Here is a 20,635-nt window from a genome sequence, read left to right on the forward strand (position 1 = left end):
ATCCGGCGCTACCACGCAGTAGGCTACTACGAGTAGGCTACTTGCGGTAGGGTTTGTTCCGTGGTGACACGGCAGCGAGCGGAGACGACGAACGGCGCGCGCAAGCGGCACACCCGTGCGGAGCGCGAACAGCAGATCCTGTCCGCGGCGGAGGAGATCTTCGCGGCGGAGGGGTACCAGGCCTCGTCCATGGACGACATCGCCCACCGCGTGGGGCTGTCCAAACCGATGCTCTACGAGTACTTCGGTTCCAAGGAGGGACTGCTCATCGCCTGCCTGCACCGCGCCAAGCGGGAGCTGCTGGAGTCCACCACGCGCGCGGCCGAGCACGCCCAGCACCCCGAGCAGCTGCTGCACGACTGCCTGCTGGCGTTCTTCCGCTTCGGCGAGGACCACGCGCAGTCCTGGGCGCTGCTGCGCAACGAGTCAGCCGTGGCCAGCACTTCGGTCACCAGCGAGCTGGAAGCCATCCGCGCCCAGCAGACGGACTTCACCGCGCGCCTGCTGCAGGCCACGCGCCCCGATCTCAGCGAGCTGCGCGCGGAGGCCTTCGCCGAGTCGATCATCGGTGCCTGCGAACGCCTCGCGCTGTGGCGCGAGCGCCGCCCGGAGGTGACCCCGGACGAGGCCGCGCAGCACCTGATGGACCTGCTGCACCCGAGCCTGCTGCCGGACGCGGTGGACCGGCTCGCGGAGGGCTGATCGGCGCCCCGACGTGCGCCGACCGGCCGACCAGCTGGTCCTGCCCCGGCGGGCCGAGCGGGCCGGGCCCGCGCAGCCCCGCCGCCGGGGATCACCGCCGCGCACGCCGGGGCGGCCGGCTGCACCGCCGACCGCCCCGCGCGCCTGGCCGCATGCTCTTCTGCGAGGACCCGCGGATCGGTGACCTTGTGCTGCGCCACGTGGTCGGCGCAGCCGCTTCCTCACCACGCACGCAGACCGACCCGACGGGGGTTCTCCGGCGCTGGCCCCGCGAGGACAGCCCCGAAGGGGCTGCTCCCGTCCGGGGCGGGTGGTCGGGGGCAGCTGGGCGGGTGGTCGGGGGCAACTGGGAGGTCGGGGCAGCTGGGAGCAGGTGGTTCCCCGATGTCGGGTAATCCGCAGCGAGGCCCCGCCGGAGGTCCCTCCCAGCTACCCCATCCCCGCCTTCAACAGCCGATCCGCGGACTCCCGGGTCTACGCCGCGGTGGCGGCGACGACCTGGGAGTCCGGCTCCCCCGCGTCCAGCGGTTCGCGGGACTCCGCCTTGGCCACGAGGCTCGCCGGCGGGGTGAACCGGTCCCCGTGGTGCGCGGCGAGCGCGCGGGCGCGCGCGACGAACGCCGGCAGCCCGCCCGGGTAGCCGTTGATGTACTGCACCACGCCGCCGGCCCACGCGGGGAACCCGATGCCGAAGATCGACCCGATGTTCGCGTCCGGCACGGTCTCGATGACCCCTTCGTCGAAGCACCGCACCGTTTCCAGCGCCTGGATGAACAGCATCCGCTCGGTCAGGGCGGTGAAGTCCACCGCGGACGGGTCCACATCGGACCTGCCGAAGTGCTCCGCCAGACCGGGCCACAGGTGCGTGCGCTTGCCGTCGGCGTACTCGTAGAAACCGGCTCCCGCGCTGCGCCCGGGACGTTCGAACTCCTCGACCATCCTGTCGAGCACCGCGTCGGCCGGGTGCGGCGTCCACGTGCCGCCGGCCTCCTCGACCGCGCGCCGGGACTCCTCGCGGATCTTGCGCGGCAGCGTCAGCGTCAGCTCGTCGAACAGCTGCAGCACGCCCGCGGGGAACCCGGCCTGCGCGGAGGCCTGCTCGACGGTCTGCGCCGGGACGCCCTCGCTGAGCATCGCCACGCCCTCGTTGAGGAACGTGCCGATGACGCGGCTGGTGAAGAAGCCGCGGCTGTCGTTGACCACGATCGGCGTCTTGTTGATCTGCCGGACCACGTCGAACGCCCGCGCCAGCGCGCGGTCGCTCGTGCGCTGGCCGCGGATGATCTCCACCAGCGGCATCTTGTCCACCGGGGAGAAGAAGTGCAGTCCGATGAAGTCCTCGCTGCGCCGCACGCCCTCGGCCAGGCCGGTGATCGGCAGCGTGGAGGTGTTCGAGCACAGCAGGGCGTCGGGGTCGACCACGTCCTCGATCTCGGCGTAGACCCGCTGCTTCACGTCCGGGTCCTCGAAGACCGCCTCGATGACCAGGTCCGCACCGCGGAGCGGTTCGACGTCGGCGGTCGGCGTGATCCGCGCCAGCACCTCCGCGCGCTCGGCTTCGCTGACGCGGCCCTTGGCCACGCCCTTGTCGAGCACCTGCTCCGAGTAGGACTTGCCCTTGGCCGCGGCCTCGGCGGAGACGTCCTTGATGACGACCTCCATGCCGGCCCGGGCGCACACGTGGGCGATGCCCGCGCCCATCATGCCGCCGCCGAGCACGGCCACCTTGCTCGCCCGCGTCTCCGGCTGGCCGTCGGGCCTGCTGCCGCCGGAGTTGATCTGCTGCAGGTCGAAGAAGAAGGCCTTGCTCATGTTCTTCGACGTCTGCCCGCACGCGAGGGCGAGGAAGTACTCCTCCTCGACCTTGAACGCGGTGTCCACGTCGACCTGCGCCCCCTCGACCGCCGCGCACATGATGTGGTGCGGCGCGGGCAGCGGAGCGCCCTTGAGCTGTTTGCGCAGGTTCGCCGGGAACGCGGGCAGGTTCGCGGCGAACTTGGGGTTGTCCGGCGCCCCGCCGGGGATCTTGTAGCCCTTGCGGTCCCAGGGCTGCGTCGGCTCCGGACCGGAGGTGATCCACTCCTTGGCCCGGCCGAGCAGTTGCTCGGCCGAGTCGACGAGCTCGTCGACCAGCCCCTGCTCGGCGGCCTTGGGCGGCTTCAGCTGCTGCCCCTCCAGCAGGAGGTTGAGCAGGGCGTCGGTGATGCCGAACATCCGCACGCTGCGGACCACGCCGCCGGCGCCCGGCAGCAGACCGAGCGTGACCTCGGGGAAGCCGAGCTTCACGGAGCGGTGGTCGAGCGCGACCCGGTGGTGGCACGCCAGGGCGATCTCCAGGCCGCCGCCGAGCGCGGCACCATTGATCGCGGCCGCGACCGGGACGCCGAGGGTTTCCAGCCGGCGCAGCTGGCGCTTGCTCCGCGCGGTGCTCTCGGCGACGCTGGCGGCGTTCTCCGGGCGGGCCTGGACGAGTTCGCGCAGGTCGCCGCCGGCGAAGAAGGTCTTCTTCGCCGAGGTGACCACGACGCCGGTGATCTGGTCGCGCTGCTGCTCCAGCTGGTCGAGCGTCTCCTCCATCGAGCGCAGGAAGCGCTCGTTCATCGTGTTGGCCTGCTGCTGGGGGTCATCCAGGGTCAGCACGACGATGCCGTCGCCGTCGGACTCCCACCGGATGGTGCTCTCCTCGGTCATGCGCTGCCCTTCAGTCTTCGTCAGCCGGGTTGCGGGGGTGTTGCGGGTGGCGCGGGCGCGGCGCTCAGGCGACGCGCTCGACGATGGTCGCGATGCCCATGCCGCCGCCGATGCAGAGCGTCGCCAGCCCGTAGCGCAGTTCGCGCCGCTCGAGTTCGTCGATGAGCGTGCCCAGGATCATCGCGCCGGTGGCACCGAGCGGGTGGCCCATCGCGATCGCTCCGCCGTTGACGTTGACCTTCTCGTGCGGAACCCCGAAATCGCGCATGAACTTCAGCGGCACCGCGGCGAACGCCTCGTTGATCTCGACCAGGTCGATGTCCTCGATGCCCATCTGCGCGGTGCGCAGCGCCTTGCGCACGGCCGGTCCGGGGCCGGTGAGCATGATGGTCGGGTCGGATCCGCTCAGCGCCGCACCGACGACGCGGGCGCGGGGGGTCATCCCGTGGCGCGCGCCGAACGATTCGCTGCCGACGAGGGCGAGCGCGGCACCGTCGACGATGCCGGAGGAGTTGCCCGGCGTGTGCACGTGGTCGATGCGCTCCACCCAGTGGTACTTCTGCTGGGCGACCGCGTCGAAGCCGCCGGCCTCGCCCATTTCGGCGAAGGAGGGCGTGAGCCCGCCGAGCTTCTCCGCGGTGGTGCCGGCGCGCACGTGCTCGTCGCGGTCGAGCACCGCGTTCCCGTTGCGGTCGAGCACGGGCACGACCGAGCGCGCGAACCGCCCGTCGGCCCAGGCCTTGCTCGCCCGCGTCTGCGACTCGGCGGCGTAGGCGTCCACCGCGTCGCGGTCGAAACCCTCCAGCGTGGCGATCAGGTCCGCACCGATGCCCTGGGGGACGAAGGACGTGGCGAAGTTCGTCTCCGGGTCCATCGCCCACGCGCCGCCGTCCGAGCCGATGGACACGCGGGACATGGACTCGACACCACCGGCCAGGACGGCGTCCTCCCAGCCGGAGCGGACCTTCTGCGCTGCCGTGTTGACCGCTTCCAGTCCGGAGGCACAGAAGCGGTTGAGCTGCACGCCGCTGACGGTCTCCGGCAGCCCGGCCGACAGGGCAGCGGTCTTGGCGATGTCGCCGCCCTGGTCCCCGATCGGGGAGACCACGCCGAGCACGAGGTCGTCGATCTCCTCCGGATCCGCCCGCGGGTGCCGCCGTCGCAGCTCGTCGATGAGCCCCGTCACGAGACTGACGGGTTTGGTCCCGTGCAGCGATCCGTCCTTCTTCCCACGCCCTCGCGGCGTGCGGATCGCTTCGTAGACGTACGCCTCGGACATGTCGCGGGCCTCCTCGTCGCGCGGCAGGTGCTTCAACCAGAGTGTGACAGCGCGACTGTCATCGTCAATAGCGACGAGCCCGCCCTCGACGGCACATCACTGCGCGAACCACCCCGAGCCACCGCGTAGATCGGTGGCCGCGTGCTTGGCCGCAGCGGTCCGCCGGGCAAGCGGCGCAGCCGCTTCCTCCCCACGTGAGCAGGCCGACTCGCCGGGGGTCCCCCACCCGCCCCGCTGCGCCGGCCGATCCGCGGACTCCGTCAACGCAGCAGCTGCTGCGCGTCGACGCCCCGCAGCGAGGCGTCGAGCAGCTGCACCGTGTGCGCCATCGGCAGCTCCTCGTCCCGGCGCTGCAGCGCGGTGCGGATCTGCATCGAGCAGCCCGGGTTCGCGCTGACCAGCAGGTGGGCCCCGGTGTCCAGGACGTTCTGCGCCTTGCGGTCGCCGAGCTCGCCGGCGGCCTCCGGTTGCAGCAGGTTGTACACCCCGGCCGAGCCGCAGCACAGCTCGCCGCGGTTGATCTCCCGCAGGCGCAGGCCGGGGATGCCGGCGAGGAGTTCGCGCGGCGCCGAGCGGATGCCCTGGCCGTGCGCGAGGTGGCAGGCGTCGTGGTAGGCCACGTCCAGTTCGAGCGGGTGCCGCGCGGCCCGCGGTTCCAGCTCGGCGAGCAGTTCGCTGACGTCGCGCACCCGCGCGGAGAAGCGCTCCGCCTTCTCCCGGTACTCGGGGTCCTCGCGCAGCAGCCGCGGGTACTCCTTGAGGGTGGAGCCGCAGCCGGCCGAGTTGATCACCACGTAGTCCACTTCGGACCGCTCGAACAGGTCCAGCAGGCGCCGCGCGAACCCGACGGCCTCCTCGGCGCGACCGGAGTGCTCGCTGAGCGCGCCGCAGCAGCCCTGCGACGGCGGGATCACCACGTCGCAGCCCTCCGCCGCGAGCACGCGCGCCGTCGCCGCGTTCACGTCCGGGAAGAACGCGCTCTGCACGCAGCCGGTGATCATGCCGACGGTCGCGCGCCGGCGGCCGCGCGCGGGCAGGCGCTTCCCGAGCTTCTCCGCCCGCCGCACCGGCGGGGTCAGCGACTCCATGGTGCGCAGGCTCGCCGGAAGCCGCCGCCACAGCGCGGTCCTGCGCAGCAGCGGTCCGATCCGGGAGCGCTGGTAGAGCGCCAGCGGTGCGCGCAGGGCGCGCAGCCGCCGCGGGTACGGGAACAGCGCGAAGATCGCGCCGCGCAGCAGCCGCTCCCAGCGGCTGCGGGTGTGGTTGCGCTCCACCTGGGCGCGGGTGTCGGTGATGAGCTCGCCGTAGCGCACCCCGGACGGGCAGGCGCTGACGCAGGCCATGCAGCCGAGGCAGTTGTCGAAGTGCCCGACCATCGTGCCGGTGAGCGGTTCGCCCTGCAGCCCCAGGTCCATGAGGTCGATCCGCCCGCGCGGCGAGTCCATCTCCTCGCCCCACAGCTCGTAGGTGGGGCACGCGGGCAGGCAGAAACCGCAGTGCACGCAGTCGTTGATCAGCTCCTGCTGCGGCGGGTGCAGCGCGTCGAACGCGCCGGGGCCCGCCGCCTCACCGGATGTCCCCTGCGTCATCAGATCCCTCCTGCGAACCGCCCGGGCGCCAGGCGCCGGTCCGGGTCGAAGTAGTGCTTGGTGCGGGCGAACAACGCGTGCAGCCCGGGCTCGACGGGTCCCCACACGTCCACGGCCGCGCGGACCTCCCGCGGGGCGCGCAGCACGACCGCGTAGGTGCAGCGCCGGCGCAGCTCGCCGATGAGGGCAGCCGCCCGGTGCGGATCGGCTGCGCCGTCCAGTCCCACGTGGACGACGCCGAGACCGGCCGCGCCGCGGACGGCGGCGGTGACGCCGTGCTCGGCCGCCGCCTGCTGCACCGCCGCGAGCAGGTCGGGCAGTTCGGCCGGGGGCGCGCCGGCGCGCAGGCCGGTGCCGCCGCTCGCGTCGAACGGGTAACTCCCCCACCACTCCGGTGGCCGGGAGCGGATCTCCGCCTCCAGGCCGAGGGAGCTGCGGAGCTCCTCCGCGCGGCGGTGCGTCACCTCCGGCAGGCCTTCGAGCTCGGCGCACACCGCCAGCGGTCCGTCCGGTTCGGGCCGGTCGACCTCGATCGCGGTGGGCATGGCCTGGCTGCCGCGGACGGCGGCGGCGATCCGGCCCGCCTCCTCCGGCGCGTCCGCGGTGGCCAGGATCCAGCGGTGCTCGGAGCTGACCGGGTGCAGCCGGAAGACGACCTCGGTGATCACGCCGAGCGTGCCGTAGGAGCCGGTGTAGAGCTTGCCGAGGTCGTAGCCGGCGACGTTCTTGACGACCTTGCCGCCGGAGGTGGCCACCGTGCCGTCGGCGAGCACCGCGGTGATGCCGATGAGCAGGTCGCGCACGCCGCCGGAGGAGTGCCGCGCCGGACCGGACTCCGCGGTGGCGACCACCCCGCCGAGCGTCGCGCCCGGCAGCGGGTGGTCGATCGCGAGCTGCTGGCCGTGCCGGCGCAGCTCGGCGTTGAGCTCGTCCAGCGGCGTGCCGGCGCGGGCGCGCACCACGAGGTCGCCGGCCGCGTGCTCGACGACGCCGCGCACGCCGGCCACGTCGAGCACCACGTCGACGCGCTCCGGCTCCGCGGCCCAGTCCGGTTTCGTCGCGCCGCCGCGGGCCACCACCGCGAGCCCGTGCTCGGAGCTCACCCGCATCGCGGTGGCGACCTCCTCGGTGCTGCCGGCCGCGACGCGCCAGCGCGCGCCGAGCTGGGCGTCGGTCCCGGTGGCCGCGCTGACGCGCTCCGCGCCGAGCGCGGCCCGCAGCGCCGCTCCGGCCCGGTCCGCCGTTCCTGCCTCGTCCGAGGTGCTCGTGCTCATCAGAACAGGTCCGCCAATCCCGCTTCGGTCAACGGATGCACACCGCGCCGCGGCCCGGGAACCTCGCCGCACAGCCGCGGCGTGGGGAAGACCTTGCCCGGGTTGCACAGCCCGGCCGGGTCGAACGCGCAGCGCACCGCCTGCATCGTGGCCATGTCCTCGGTGGTGAACATCCGGCCCATGTAGACGACCTTGTCCGCGCCCACCCCGTGCTCGCCGGTGATCGACCCGCCGTGCTCGACGCAGATGTCGAGGATGGCCCCGGAGACCTCCTCGGCCCGCTCGGCCGCGCCCGGCTCGGCGGAGTCGAACAGCACCAGCGGGTGCAGGTTGCCGTCGCCGGCGTGGAAGACGTTGGCGACGCGCACCCCGCTCTCCGCGGACAGCCGCGCGATGCGGCCGAGCACCTCGGGCAGCGCGGTCCGCGGGATCACCCCGTCCTGCACGATGTAGTCGGGGCTGATGCGCCCCACCGCGGCGAAGGCCGACTTCCGCCCCTTCCAGATGCGGGCGCGCTCGGCGTCGTCGGCGGCGACGCGCACCTCGAACGCGCCGTGCCGCTCGCAGTGCTCGGTGGTCAGCCGGAAGGCGTGCTCCACCTCGGCGGCGGGCCCGTCGAGCTCGACGACCAGCACGGCCCCCGCACCTTCGGGGTAGCCGCAGGCCACGGCCTGCTCGGCGGCTTCGATCGACAGGGCGTCCATCATCTCGATGGCGGCGGGGGTGATGCCGTCGGCGATGATCGCCGAGACCGCGGCCCCGGCCTCGTCGGTGGAGGGGAACCCGGCCAGCAGCGTCCGCACGCTCTCCGGGGCGCGCAGCAGCCGCACGGTGATCTTGGTGGCGACGCCGAGCGTGCCCTCGCTGCCGATGAACGCGCCGAGCAGGTCGTAGCCGGGCGCTTCGCGCGCGGGCCCGCCGAGCTCGACGAGCTGCCCGTCCGGTGTGACGACCTCCAGCGCGAGGACGTGGTTGGTGGTGAAGCCGTACTTCAGGCAGTGCGCACCGCCGGAGTTCTCCGCGACGTTGCCGCCGACCGAGCACACCTGCTGGCTGGAGGGGTCGGGGGCGAAGTAGTACCCGTCGGCGGAGACGGCCTTGGTCACGTCGAGGTTGATCACGCCGGGCTCGACGACGGCGCGCTCGTTGGCGACGTCGATGTCGAGGATGCGCCGCATCCGCGAGGTCACCACGAGCACGCCGGAGGAGTGCGGCAGGGCACCGCCGGACAGGCCGGTCCCGGAGCCGCGGGCGACGAACGGGAGGCCGTGCTCGTGGCAGGTGCGCACGACCGCCCGGACCTCCTCGGCCGTCTCCGGGAGGACCACGACGGCGGGGGTCGCGCGGTAGCTCGCGAGCCCGTCGCACTCGTAGGTCCGCAGCTGTTGCGGATCGGTGATGATCGCGCGTTCCGGCAGGAGCGCGCGGAACCGCCGGACGGCGCCGGCGACGTCCTGCTGCTCGCCGGGACGCTCGGCCGGGTCGTGCGTCGTGCTGGCCGACATGACCGCCTCCGGGGAGTCTCGTCAGCGGATTTTCGTTCAGCGGAAGTCAGGTTTCGGGTTCGATCGTGAACCCTAGGTTGTAGTCGACATAGATACAAGAGGTGGCGATGCAGCCGCGCGCCGTCCTCGCGGCGCCCCGCGGAGCAGCCGCTGCCACGCACCGCTGCCACCGATCGATTGTGCCCGCGGTCACACGCCGTTGGCGAGTCCGACGTGCCACCATCACCGGCAGGACGGGGAGGCGCCCTTGATCGGTCTGGAAGCGGAGCGGTCCACCGCGGAGAACTACCGCAGCTTCGCCGAGCACGCGGCGCGCGGGCAGTCGCCGCGGTACGAGCAGTGGGCGCGCGGCATCGCCGAGGACGGCGAGCTCCTCGCCTTCCTGGACCGGCTGCCGCCCGACCGGCGGCAACCCACCCTGTTCTTCGCGGCGCTGCGCTGGGTCGCCGGGCTGCCCGCCGACCTCGACGCGCTGCGGGCGGTGGTGCGCGAGCGCGGCGCCGAACTGGAGCGCGCGCTGCGCACCCGCCGCACGCAGACCAACGAGGCCGGGCGCTGCGCCGTGCTGCTGCCCGCGCTGGCCCAGCTGCCGCAGCCGCTCGCCCTGCTCGAAGTGGGTGCCAGCGCCGGGCTGACCCTGCTGCCGGACCGCTACGGCTACGACTACGCCGGCCACCGCCTCGACCCGCCGGAGCCCGGTGCGCCGGTGCTGCCCTGCCGCCCGCGCGGACCGGTGCCGCTGCCCGCGCAACCGCCCCGCGTCGTGTGGCGCGCCGGGATCGACCAGCATCCGCTGCGCGTCGACGACACCGCCGACACCGACTGGCTCCGCGCGCTCGTCTGGCCCGGCCAGCCGGAACGGGCCCGACGCCTGGAGGCCGCGGTGACCGTCGCCCGCCGCGATCCACCGCCGGTGCACCGCGGCGACCTCGTGGACGACCTCGCCGCGCTCGCCCGCGCGGCTCCGCCGGAGGCGACGCTCGTCGTGTTCCACACCGCGGTGCTGCCCTACGTCGACCCGGAGCGCAGGCGCGCGTTCGCGGCGGTCGTGCGCGGACTCGGGGCGCGCTGGATCGCGAACGAACCCCCGACCGCGCTGGACGGCATCGCCGACGCACCGGCCGACGGCGGGACGGACTTCGCGCTCACCCGCGACGGCAGCCCGCTGGCGCAGGTGCACAGCCACGGCGCGTGGATCCGCTGGCTCGGCGACTGAGCGAGTCCGCGCTACGGCCCGAGCAGGACGGGGACCCACTGCTCCGCGGCGGTCACCGAACCGTGGTGGCCCAGCAGCCGCGACTCCCCGGGCTCCACGGTGGACCGGATGACGCCGGACTCGCGCATCACGGCGATGACCTCGCCGATCCGCGGCACCACCTCGTCGTCCACGACCGGGCCGAACCACCCCTCGTCGATCGCCTGCTCGCGGGTGAGCACCACACCGCGCTCGCCGAGCACACCCCGCCAGGCCTCGGCCACGTCACCGGCCGCGCCCGGCTCGGGGTAGACGTAGCGCGCGCGGACCTCGCCGGCCACCTGGCGCACGCCCGCGGACAGGGCGGCGTCGGTGTCCACGTCGAACACTTCCGACGGGTCCACGGCGACCATCCCGTGGTCGGCCACCACGACCAACGACACCCCGGAGGGCAGCCGCTCGGCCACGGAGGAGACCAGGTGGTCCACTTGGGACAGCTGGAAGCGCCACGGGTCCGAACCCGGACCGTGCGCGTGCCCCAGCAGGTCGACGTGCCCGTGGTAGGCGTAGCACAGCGTGGGCGCATCGGCGTGCGCCGCGGCGAGCATCCCCTCGGCGAGATCGCCGAGGGCGCGCACCCCGTGCAGCCGCGCCCCCCGCAGCGCGGCGCGGGTCAGCCCGGTGCCGGCGAACTCGGCGGGCACGACCGTGCGCAGCTCGATCCCCGAGCCCGTCAACCTCTCGGCGATCGTGGGGCGCGGCTGCGCCGCTTCCGGCGGCCAGGTGCTCAGCAGGCCGGTGCGGTGCCCCGCGGCGTCCTCCTCCGTGCCGTGCGTGCTCCAGCTCAGCGGGTGCAGCAGCCCGCCCACGGGCGGTGCGGCGAAGGTGTAGCCGGCGATGCCGTGCTCGCCGACGCACCTGCCGGTGCCGAGCGAGCTGATGCTGGCGGCCGTGGTCGTGGGAAAGCCCGCGGTGAGCGGCTCCGCGGCGGGCAACGCGGACAAGTACGGCGCGTCGGCGGCGTGCTCGGCCAGCAGCTGCTGCCCCAGGCCGTCCACGAGCAGCACGATCGCGTTGCGGCACTCCGGGAACCCGACCGCGTCGGTGTGCCCGCGCGCGCCCATCGCCGCGAGCAGGCCCGGCAGCACGGCGGCGAGCGTGCGCCCGGCCGGGTCGGGCGGGACGACCCAGTCCGGCAGGTACGGCATCGAACGCTCCATCGCACGCCTCTCCGATCGCGGCACCGGCGGACACCGCCCGCCAGTCTCCCGCGGCGACCGGGTGCGCGGCCAGCCCTCCGGGAGGACGTGCTCCCGGAGCACCGGCCCGCCACCCGCGCAGCAGGCGGAGCGCGGTGGAACGCTCTGCGAAGCGGGAAAGGCCCTCAGATCCCGAGGGAGCGGCCGATGATCTCCTTCATGATCTCCGTCGTCCCGCCGTAGATCGTCTGGACGCGCGAGTCCAGGTAGGCCTTGGCCACGGGGAACTCGGCCATGTAGCCGTAACCGCCGTGCAGCTGCAGGCAGCGGTCCACGACGCGCTTGTTCATCTCGGTCAACCACCACTTGGCCATGGCCGCGTCGGGGATGCTCAGCTCACCGGCGTTGTGCTCCTGCACGCACCGGTCGGCGAAAGTGCGTCCGATCTGGACCTCGGTGGCCATCTCGGCGAGCTCGAAGCGGACGTGCTGGAACTTGCCGATGGGGCGGCCGAAGGCGGTGCGCTCCCGGCAGTACCGCGTCGTCTCGTCGAGGACGTGCTCGGCGGCGGCCGCGGCGGCCACGCCGATGGACAGCCGCTCCTGGGGGAGGTTCTCCATCAGGTAGACGAAGCCCTGCCCCTCCTGCCCGAGCAGGTTCTCCGCGGGCACGCGCACGTCGTTGAAGAACAGCTCGGCGGTGTCCTGCCCCTTCTGGCCGATCTTGTCGAGGTTGCGGCCCCGTTCGAAGCCCTCCGCGCCGCGCTCCACGACGAGCAGGCTGATGCCCTCGTGGCCCGCGTCGGGATCGGTGCGCGCCACGACGACCACCAGGTCGGCGAGGATCCCGTTGCTGATGAACGTCTTCTGCCCGTTGAGCACGTAGTGGTCGCCCTCGCGCACCGCCGTGGTGGTGATGCCCTGCAGATCGCTGCCCGCCCCCGGTTCGGTCATCGCGATGGCGCTGATGAGCTCGCCGGAGCAGAACCCGGGCAGCCACCGCTGCTGCTGCTCCTCGGTGGCGAGCTTCAGCAGGTAGGGGGCGATGATGTCGTTGTGCAGCGGCGCCCCGAAGGAGGTGATCCCGGCGGTGACGAGCTCCTCGGCGAAGACGGTGTTGAACCGGAAGTCGTCGACCCCCGCACCGCCGTGCCGCTCCTCGGCCGCGAACCCGAGCAGGCCCTGCCGCCCGGCCGCGAGCCAGGCGTCGCGGCTGACCACGCCGTCCTGCTCCCACTGCTCGGCGTGCGGTGCGAGCTCCTTCTCCACGAAGGTGCGCACCGTGTCGCGGAACGCCTCGTGATCGGTGTCGTACAGTTCCCGCCGCATCGTCAGACTTCCTTTCGCACCACGGCTTCGGACTCGAGCAAGTCGTCGTCGAGCGCCCAGTCGCGGGCGACCTCGGCTGCGTGCGCACCGGCGCGCGGGGGTTCCCGCGGCGGCTCCGCCGGGGTTCGGCTGAACCGCGGTGCGGCTGCGGGCTGCCGGACGCCGCCGGCCTCGGGCAGCACCGCCCGCGCGGCCACGTGCGGGTGCTCGGCCGCTTCGGTCATGGACAGCACGGGCGCGACGCACGCGTCGGAGCCGGCGAAGACCTCCTCCCACTCCTCGCGGGTGCGCGTGCGGAAGACGTCGCCGAACGCGCGCCGGATCTCGGGCCAGTTGGCCGGGTCGTCGCGGTCGGGCAACCGCTCGGCGAGCCCGAGCCGCTCGATGAGTTCGGCGTAGAACTGCGGTTCCAGCGCGCCGACGGAGACGTGGCCGCCGTCGGCGGTCTCGTAGACGTCGTAGTAGGGGGCGCCGGTGTCGAGCAGGTTGGTCCCCCGCTCGGTCGTCCACAGACCGGCGCCGAGCATGCCGAACAGCATGGTGCCCAGGTGGCTCGCACCGTCCACGATGGCCGCGTCGACGACCTGGCCGCGTCCGCTGGTGCGCGCTTCGAGCAGCGCGGACAGCACCCCGACGGCGAGGTAGAGGGAGCCGCCGCCGAAGTCCCCGAGCAGGTTCACCGGCACCTGCGGCGGACCGCCGGCGCGGCCGATGGAGTGCAGCATCCCGGTGAGCGCGATGTAGTTGATGTCGTGCCCGGCCCGGTCGGCGCGAGGCCCCTCCTGGCCCCAGCCCGTCATCCGCCCGTACACGAGCGCGGGGTTGCTGCGCCAGCAGTCCTCGGGGCCGATGCCGAGCCGCTCGGTCACCCCGGGGCGCAGTCCTTCGAGCAGGACGTCGGCGCGGTCGGCGAGGCCGCGCACGGCCGCCGCCCCGTCCGCGTGCTTGAGGTCGACGGCCAGCGAGCGCTTGCCGCGGTCGAGCACGTCGGCCGGGTTCCCGGCGTTCTGCGGCCGGTCGACGCGGACGACGTCGGCGCCGAGGTCGGCCAGCAGCATGCCGCAGAACGGCGCCGGTCCGATCCCGGCGAGTTCCACCACGCGCACGCCCGCCAGCGGCCCCGCCGGGCGCGCGGCCTGCGAGGATTCGGTCACGAACCACCTCGTTCCCGGGCCCGTCCGGTACGGCGCGCCCCGCAGAGATTGTGACGTGCTCAGTGTTACACCGTTGGTGTCACAGAGGTCAAGGAGTATCGTGCGGCCATGCTCCGAACTGCGGACGACGAGCTCACCGTCGATGAATTGGCCGCCCGCGCCGGGGTGACCGTGCGGACGATCCGCTTCTACTCCTCGCGCGGGCTGCTCCCCCCGCCGCGGCTGCGCGGGCGGACCGGGATGTACTCGGGCGAGCACCTCGCCCGGCTCGACCTGATCCGGGAGCTGCAGGCGCTCGGCTTCACCCTGGCAGCGATCGAGCGGCAGCTGCACCGCATCCCGGACGACGCCTCCCCCGCGGAGCTGGCCCTGCAGCGCGCGCTGATCGCCCCGTGGACCGACGACCAGGCCGAGGACCTCGACCGCCACGAGCTCGACCAGCGGGCCGGGCGCCACCTCGACGACGCGCGCATCGACCAGCTCGTCCAGCTGGGGATCGTGCAGCGCCTCGACGACGGCTCCGGGCGGGTGCGGCTGCTGGTCCCGGCCATGCTCGACGTCGGCCTGCGCATCCTGGAGTTCGACCTGCCGCAGGACATGCTGGTGCGCGCCAAGGAGATCGTGGACCAGCACACCGGTCAGATCGCCGTGGAGCTGCGCGAGCTCTTCGCCGAGAACGTGCTGCGGCCGTACCGCCAGCGGGGACGTCCGGAGGAGGAGCGCGAACGGGTGCAGGCGGTGGCCGACGAACTGCGGCCGCTGACGCTGCGGGTGCTCGTGGACGGGTTCCAGCGCGCGGTCAACCGCGTGATCCGGCACCACGTGGGGGAGAGCCGGGAGGAGTCGCACGTGGACGGATCCGCCGACGGGGACCGCGGCGCGGACCACTCCGCGTCCACGGGGGATTCCCGCGGGGAACCCGGGGAGGGCTCCGGCGCGGCGGAAGGGGGCGCGGACGCCGGGCGGTCCTCCCGGCCGCGGAGCCCGAGCCGGTGACGACCGGACGACGCGCTCCCCGCTCGTGATCAGACCACAGCGGACACCACCCGACGGTGTGATCACCGGAGCGAAAAGAGCGCCGCTGATCGTTACTTCTCGTCACGACCGCAGCGCCTCGAAACCTCGATCAAGTTAAATTCGGGCATACCCGATACACAACGCCGCGCACGCCGATAAAGATGGTGGCAGTCCGCTACCTTCGCAGAGGAGTGTGCACATGACCAGGTTCCGTCGGGCAGTGCTCGGCTCGGTCGCCGCTGCCGGGCTCGCACTCAGCCCCGCTGTCGCGAGCGCCGCCGCCAACCCCGACCCCGCGGCCGAGCCCGCCGACAGCATGCTCACGCTGACCGTTCAGAAGCAGGACTCCGCGCGCAGCGCCGCGGTGCTCACCTGCGACCCGGCCGGCGGATCGCATCCCGCGGCCCGGCAGGCGTGCGCTTCGCTCGCCAGCGCCAACGGCAAGCTCAACACGCTCAAGAGCGATGAGATGCGGTGCACGATGGAGTACGCCCCCGTCACCGCCACGGCCACCGGCGACTGGAGGGGTGAGCCGGTGCGCTTCCAGAAGGAGTACTCGAACTCCTGCCGGATGCAGGCCGAAACCGGCAAGATCTTCCAGTTCTGAACGACCGCGCCGCGCGCCGGGACGCCGGCTCGGTACCGGGCGTCCCGGCTGCCCCGCGCAGTCGTCCGCTCCGGCACACCGGATCGGCCCACACCGGATCGCCCCGCGCTGGACCGTTCCCCACGCCGGATCGACCCCACCGGGGCGGCCCCAGCACAGCTCCCGGTCCCGGAGCGGTCTTCCCTGCTCCGCAGGCCCGCCGGTGCGAGCGGATAACCTGGCGGTATGGCCTCCGAACCCGACGGCGAGCGCTGGCCGCGGCGGCTGTACGCGACCGGCGATGACCCGGACCCGCGCTTCAGCCTCGCCAACGAGCGAACCTTCCTCGCGTGGATCCGCACCGCGCTGGCGCTGATGGCGGCGGGCGTCGGCGTGGAAGCCCTCAACGTCGTACCGCACTCACCCGCGAGTCCACTGCGGACGATCCTCGCGGTGCTCCTCGTGGCGGGCGGGGTGGCCTGCGCCGGTGGGGCGTTCCACCGCTGGTTCGCCACCGAGCGGGCGCTGCGCGCGGGACGCACCCTGCCCGCCCCGCGGCTCGGACCCGTGCTCGGCTACGGCCTCGTCGCGGCCGGTGTGCTCGCCTGCGTGCTCATGTTCCTGCCCGGCGTCTGAGATGCGCACCGCGAGGGAACGGACACCCGACGCGGAGAGGGCGCCCGCCGCGGAGGGAGCACCGCGATGACGGCGAACGGACCGCGCCCCCGGCAGCCCTGGGACCCCGGGCTGCAGACCGAGCGCACCGCCCTGGCCTGGCTGCGCACCACGCTGGCGTTCACCGTGGGCGTCCTCGTGCTGCTGCGGCTGCTCGCCTGGCACAGCGTGCTCGCCGCGGCCGTCTGCGCGGTGGTGCTCGTGCCGCTGGTCGCGGGCAGCACGTGGCTGACCTGGCGCCGGAACCTGCAGGAGGAGCGCCGGTTGCACGCCGCCCGCCCGCTGCCCGGTGCGGGGCTGCACGCGGCGGTCACCGCGGCGGTGGTGCTCACCGGCGCCGCTGCCCTGCTGTACATCGTGCTCTGAGAGCCCGTGCGCGACCTCCTCCGTTGCGAGCGGGCCTTCAGCACTCGATGACGTTGACCGCGAGGCCGCCCCGCGCCGTCTCCTTGTACTTGTCCTTCATGTCGCGCCCGGTGTTGCGCATCGTCTTGATCGCCTTGTCCAGGGACACGAAGTGCGTGCCGTTGCCGCGCAGCGCCATGCGCGCCGCCGTGATCGCCTTGACCGAAGCGACCGCGTTGCGCTCGATGCACGGGATCTGCACGAGCCCGCCGATCGGGTCGCAGGTCAGTCCGAGGTTGTGCTCGACGGCGATCTCGGCGGCGTTCTCCACCTGCGCCGGGGTGCCGCCGAGGACCTCGGTCAGCCCGGCGGCGGCCATGGAGCAGGCCGAGCCGACCTCGCCCTGGCAGCCCACCTCGGCACCGGAGATCGACGCGTTCTCCTTGAACAGCGCGCCGATGGCGCCCGCGGTGAGCAGGAAGCGCACGATGCCGTCCTCGTCGGCACCGCGGACGAACCGCGCGTAGTAGTGCAGCACGGCGGGCACGATCCCCGCCGCGCCGTTGGTCGGCGCAGTCACCACGCGGCCGCCGGCCGCGTTCTCCTCGTTGACCGCCAGCGCGTACAGCCCCGCCCACTCGGTCGGGTCGTCCTCGTCGGACAGCTTCGCCCGCAGGTCCGCCGCGCGGCGGCGCACCTTCAGCCCGCCGGGCAGGTGGCCGGTGGCGCGGCACCCGTTGTCGACGCACTCGCGCATCACGTGCCAGATGTGCAGCAGGCCCTCGCGCACCTCCTCCGGGCTGCGCCAGGACATCTCGTTGGCCCGCATCACCTCGCTGATCGGCAGCCCCAGCTCGACGGCCGTGTGCAGCAGTTGCTCGCCGCTGTGGAACGGGAGCCGCACGGCGGTCGCGTCCGGGGCGATGCGGTCGGTGCCGCTGGCCTGCTCGTCGACGACGAAACCGCCGCCCACGGAGTAGTAGTCGGCGCTGGCCAGCTCCGCACCGGAGGAGTCGGTGGCGGAGAACCGCATGCCGTTGGGGTGCACCGGCAGCGATTCCTGCCGGTGCAGCACCAGGTCGTCGTCCACCGGGAACGGGATCTCGCGGGAACCGGCCAGCCGCAGACTGCCGCTCTGCCGGATCTCCGCCGCGCGCTCGCCGCCGACGGCCGGGTCGACCGTTTCGGGGGCGTTGCCCTCCAGGCCGAGCAGCACCGCGTTCGGGCTGCCGTGGCCGGTTCCGGTGGCGCCGAGCGATCCGAACAATTCGGCCCGCACCCGCGCGACCGCGGGCAGCGCGCCGTCCCGCTCCAGCCGTTCGGCGAACATGCGGGCAGCTCTCATCGGGCCGACGGTGTGCGAACTCGACGGTCCGATTCCCACGGAGAAGAGGTCGAAGACGCTGATCGCCATTGATCGGTCCCCCTGGTGTGCTGTCAGGCCGCGGGACCGCGCCCTGCCAGCGACCGCGGTGTCGTCTCACTGGTCATTCCCGTGCAGCGGCACCGCGGTGAACGCGGGCGGGAACGGTGCACCGGCGGCCGGTGGGCTCGTCGCTCCGGGCGGGCGGCCGCCCGCCCGGACTCCCTCAGGATCCAAGATCCTGTTCCGCAACCTCGCACACCTGCTGCGCGGGGAGCGTGGCGCCTCGCGGGGCAGCGTCCGCCCCTTTCGGAGGGGACTCCGCCACGCCGTTCTCCGCCGCCTCGCGGCGCATCCACGCTGACCCCCGCGCACAACGGAGGAGGTTCCGGAACAGGCCCTAACCGATGAGCTGCTGGTACTCCTCGGCGGTGAGCACCTTGCCCATCTCGGTGACGCGCACCTCCAGCAGCCACCCCTGACCGTACGGGTCCGAGTTGACGATCGCAGGATCGTCGACCACGGCCTCGTTGACGGCGGTGACCTCCCCGGTCGCCGGCGCGTAGAGGTCGCTCACCGATTTCGTGGATTCGAGCTCGCCGCAGGACTGCCCCGCCTCGATCTGCTCCCCGACCTCGGGCAGCTGGACGTAGACGATGTCGCCGAGGGCGTCGGCGGCGTGCTGGGTGATGCCGATCCGGGTGATCTCACCGGACTCGGAGAGCCACTCGTGCTCCTCGGTGTAGTGCAGTTCGCTCGGCAACGTCATGTCGGGAGGCTCCGTCCGTTCGTCGTCCGGGCAGGCCGCGGTCAGTGCACTGCCCGGGATGGGCCTCCCCCTCTGTTGCGGAACCTGAGAGCTTCGCCGCGTGCGCGACTTGCACCGTGGGTGCGGCACCTGCGGTGATGCCGCTTTCCAGAGTCACCTCCTCCGAGCGGTCACTGGGCCTGAGAGTTTGCGGGGAGTCTTGCTCCTTCGGCGCCCCGGTGCCCAGGGGCACTCGGGGTCTCTCCCGCTCGGGATCATCGGCTTATGCGATTGTCGGTGTGGTCACGATAAACGGACGCAGCGGGCTGTCAACACGCCCCACCGCACCACCGGCCGCGCACCAGTGAGGCAGCTCATGTTGGAACTCCCCGCGCTCGTCCAGCGGGTGGGCCCGACTTTGCTGCGCGCAGCGGTTCTGCCGGACGCGACCCCGTGCGTGGGCGACGTCGTCGTCGCTGAGGCCGACATCACGATCACCGAAGGTGATCTGGTTCTCGGTGTGGCGTGCCACGACCGCAGCGAGGCGCTCGACCTCGTCGCCGAGTGCGCCGAGCGGGGTGCGGCCGGTCTGCTGTGCAAGGCGCCGTGGCCCGACGAGGAACCGGTGCGCGCGGCCGCGCGGGAGGCCGGGCTCGCGCTCGTGGAAGTGCTGCCCGGCACCTCGTGGGCGCAACTGGTGTGGCTGGTGCGCGCCGCGCTGGCGGAGGCCGGCGGCCGCCGGGAGGAGCCGGAGGTGCCCGCGGCCGGCGGCTCCGCGCGGGAGTTCACCGGGCTGCCGGGCCTGGGGGACCTGTTCCGCGTGGCCGACGCGGTCGCCGATGTCGTCGACGCACCGGTCACGATCGAGGACGCGCACTCGCAGGTGCTGGCGCACTCGGCGCGGCAGGACCGGATCGACCCGGCGCGCGTGTCGACGATCATGGGGCGGCGCCAGCCGGACGAGGTGCTGGCCAAGTTCCGCGCCCGCGGCACGTTCCGGCAGCTGAGCAAGTCCGGCTCGGCCGTGTTCGTGCCCGCGCAGCAGGACGGCACGCTGCCACGGCTGGTGGTGCCCATCCGGATGGGCGGCGAGCTGCTGGGATCGATGTGGGCCGTAGTGCCGGAGGAGGTCTCCGAGGAGCGCGCCACCGCCTTCGCCGACACCGCCCCGCTCGTGGCGCTGCGCCTGCTGCGCTGGCGCGCGGTGTCCGACGCGGAGCGGCAGCGCTCGGCCGAGCAGGTGCACCTGCTGCTGCAGGGAGGCGAGGGCTGGCGCGCGGCCGCCACGGAGCTGGCCGTGTCGAACGAACCGCACCGGGTGGTGGCGATCGAGGTGCCCGCCCCGGAGGGGCCGGACGAGGGGCACCGGCTGGGCATCTGGGAGTGGATCACCCGCGGGATCGGGCCGCACCCGCTGGTCACGGAGATCGGCAACCTGCTGTACGCGGTGGTTCCGGACCGTTCCGGTCCCGGCGGGTGGCGCACGCTGCGGGAGGCGCTGGCCGGGTGGGACATCGACCCGCGTCCGCTCATCGGCGTGGGCACGGCCGTCGGCGTCGCCGATCTCGCCGCCTCCCGCGGCCAGGCCGACGAGCTCGTGGGACTGTCCCGCGGCGGGCTCACCCGCTCGCGGGTGGTGGTGTACGAGGAGCACTGGCCAGCGCTGGTGCTGTCGCGGATGGCCGGGGCCGCCACGGACGCGGGCGTGGGCGCGCTGGGGCCGCTCGCGGCGTTGCGCGAGCACGACCAGCGGCACGGCTCGGACTACGTGGCCACGTTGCACGCCTGGCTGCGGCACCCGGCCGAGCCGCGGCGGGCCAGCCGCGAGCTGCGGGTGCACCCGAACACCTTCCGGTACCGGATGCGGCGGGTCGAGGAGGTCCTGCAGCTCGACCTGGACGACCCGGACGTGCGCGCGGCGCTGCTCGTCCAGCTGCTCGCCGGCGCGTGGGCCCAGCACGACTGAGCGACCGCTGACCCCCCGC

At 73.4% G+C, this 20,635-nt stretch carries 17 protein-coding genes and 2 riboswitches; of the genes, 7 read left to right on the plus strand and 10 right to left on the minus strand.

Annotated features, from left to right (window positions below; all coding sequences use genetic code 11):
- Positions 1 to 60: 60 nt before the first annotated feature.
- Complete coding sequence (locus ACVGV0_RS19175) at positions 61 to 702, plus strand: TetR/AcrR family transcriptional regulator (protein ID WP_459157080.1); 642 nt, start codon at positions 61 to 63, stop codon at positions 700 to 702.
- Positions 703 to 1,176: 474 nt separating this feature from the next.
- Here ACVGV0_RS19175 and ACVGV0_RS19180 read toward each other — a convergent pair whose 3' ends face one another.
- From ACVGV0_RS19180 to ACVGV0_RS19200, 5 genes are all read right to left on the minus strand, one after another.
- Complete coding sequence (locus ACVGV0_RS19180) at positions 1,177 to 3,393, minus strand: 3-hydroxyacyl-CoA dehydrogenase NAD-binding domain-containing protein (RefSeq protein ID WP_459157081.1); 2,217 nt, start codon at positions 3,391 to 3,393, stop codon at positions 1,177 to 1,179.
- A gap of 64 nt (positions 3,394 to 3,457) precedes the next feature.
- Complete coding sequence (locus ACVGV0_RS19185; RefSeq protein WP_459157082.1) at positions 3,458 to 4,672, minus strand: acetyl-CoA C-acetyltransferase; 1,215 nt, start codon at positions 4,670 to 4,672, stop codon at positions 3,458 to 3,460.
- Between the two features lie 260 nt (positions 4,673 to 4,932).
- Positions 4,933 to 6,261 (minus strand): (Fe-S)-binding protein, encoded by a 1,329-nt coding sequence (locus ACVGV0_RS19190; RefSeq protein ID WP_459157083.1) that lies wholly within the window; start codon positions 6,259 to 6,261, stop codon positions 4,933 to 4,935.
- The gene (locus tag ACVGV0_RS19195) at positions 6,261 to 7,535 is read right to left on the minus strand and encodes an FAD-binding oxidoreductase (RefSeq protein ID WP_459157084.1); all 1,275 of its coding nucleotides are present in this window, start codon (positions 7,533 to 7,535) and stop codon (positions 6,261 to 6,263) included. Before ACVGV0_RS19195 ends, ACVGV0_RS19190 begins: the two co-directional genes overlap by 1 nt.
- Complete coding sequence (locus tag ACVGV0_RS19200; protein WP_459157085.1) at positions 7,535 to 9,040, minus strand: FAD-linked oxidase C-terminal domain-containing protein; 1,506 nt, start codon at positions 9,038 to 9,040, stop codon at positions 7,535 to 7,537. Before ACVGV0_RS19200 ends, ACVGV0_RS19195 begins: the two co-directional genes overlap by 1 nt.
- 247 nt (positions 9,041 to 9,287) lie before the next feature.
- Here ACVGV0_RS19200 and ACVGV0_RS19205 point away from each other — a divergent pair, with 247 nt between their 5' ends.
- Positions 9,288 to 10,256 carry a DUF2332 domain-containing protein gene (locus ACVGV0_RS19205; protein WP_459157086.1) on the plus strand — a complete coding sequence of 323 codons (969 nt, stop codon included), beginning with the start codon at positions 9,288 to 9,290 and terminating at the stop codon, positions 10,254 to 10,256.
- Between the two features lie 11 nt (positions 10,257 to 10,267).
- On the opposite strand, the gene ACVGV0_RS19210 is transcribed toward ACVGV0_RS19205, so the two are convergent.
- The 3 genes from ACVGV0_RS19210 to ACVGV0_RS19220 all read right to left on the minus strand — a co-directional run bounded on the left by ACVGV0_RS19210 (position 10,268) and on the right by ACVGV0_RS19220 (position 13,916).
- Positions 10,268 to 11,443, minus strand: a complete 1,176-nt coding sequence (locus tag ACVGV0_RS19210; protein ID WP_459157087.1) for an alkaline phosphatase family protein — start codon at positions 11,441 to 11,443, stop codon at positions 10,268 to 10,270.
- A 176-nt stretch (positions 11,444 to 11,619) separates the two neighbouring features.
- On the minus strand, positions 11,620 to 12,762 hold the full coding sequence (locus ACVGV0_RS19215) for an acyl-CoA dehydrogenase family protein (RefSeq protein ID WP_459157088.1): 1,143 nt from the start codon (positions 12,760 to 12,762) through the stop codon (positions 11,620 to 11,622).
- A gap of 2 nt (positions 12,763 to 12,764) precedes the next feature.
- Complete coding sequence (locus ACVGV0_RS19220; RefSeq protein WP_459157089.1) at positions 12,765 to 13,916, minus strand: CaiB/BaiF CoA transferase family protein; 1,152 nt, start codon at positions 13,914 to 13,916, stop codon at positions 12,765 to 12,767.
- A 108-nt stretch (positions 13,917 to 14,024) separates the two neighbouring features.
- Between ACVGV0_RS19220 and ACVGV0_RS19225 the strand changes: the two genes are divergently transcribed.
- From ACVGV0_RS19225 to ACVGV0_RS19240, 4 genes are all read left to right on the plus strand, one after another.
- Positions 14,025 to 14,912 (plus strand): MerR family transcriptional regulator, encoded by an 888-nt coding sequence (locus ACVGV0_RS19225; protein WP_459157090.1) that lies wholly within the window; start codon positions 14,025 to 14,027, stop codon positions 14,910 to 14,912.
- 220 nt (positions 14,913 to 15,132) lie between these two features.
- Positions 15,133 to 15,540: an SSI family serine proteinase inhibitor gene (locus ACVGV0_RS19230; protein WP_459157091.1), complete on the plus strand. Its 408-nt coding sequence runs from the start codon at positions 15,133 to 15,135 to the stop codon at positions 15,538 to 15,540.
- 225 nt (positions 15,541 to 15,765) lie between these two features.
- Positions 15,766 to 16,155, plus strand: coding sequence for a YidH family protein (locus ACVGV0_RS19235; RefSeq protein ID WP_459157092.1), 390 nt, complete (start codon positions 15,766 to 15,768; stop codon positions 16,153 to 16,155).
- 66 nt (positions 16,156 to 16,221) lie between these two features.
- Entirely contained in the window at positions 16,222 to 16,560 is a 339-nt protein-coding gene (locus ACVGV0_RS19240; protein WP_459157093.1) for a DUF202 domain-containing protein, read from the plus strand.
- A gap of 37 nt (positions 16,561 to 16,597) precedes the next feature.
- Here ACVGV0_RS19240 and ACVGV0_RS19245 read toward each other — a convergent pair whose 3' ends face one another.
- Both ACVGV0_RS19245 and gcvH read right to left on the minus strand, forming a co-directional pair.
- Complete coding sequence (locus ACVGV0_RS19245) at positions 16,598 to 17,953, minus strand: L-serine ammonia-lyase (protein ID WP_459157094.1); 1,356 nt, start codon at positions 17,951 to 17,953, stop codon at positions 16,598 to 16,600.
- A gap of 349 nt (positions 17,954 to 18,302) precedes the next feature.
- Entirely contained in the window at positions 18,303 to 18,671 is a 369-nt protein-coding gene (gene gcvH / locus ACVGV0_RS19250) for a glycine cleavage system protein GcvH (RefSeq protein WP_459157095.1), read from the minus strand.
- A gap of 62 nt (positions 18,672 to 18,733) precedes the next feature.
- Positions 18,734 to 18,828, minus strand: a riboswitch (glycine riboswitch).
- Positions 18,829 to 18,928: riboswitch (glycine riboswitch) on the minus strand.
- 98 nt (positions 18,929 to 19,026) lie between these two features.
- On the opposite strand from gcvH, the gene ACVGV0_RS19255 reads away from it, so the two are divergent.
- A complete protein-coding gene (locus tag ACVGV0_RS19255; protein WP_459157096.1) occupies positions 19,027 to 20,616 on the plus strand; it encodes a helix-turn-helix domain-containing protein in 1,590 nt (529 codons plus the stop codon).
- Positions 20,617 to 20,635: the final 19 nt, after the last annotated feature.

The sequence above is a fragment of the Salinifilum ghardaiensis genome (assembly GCF_054491345.1).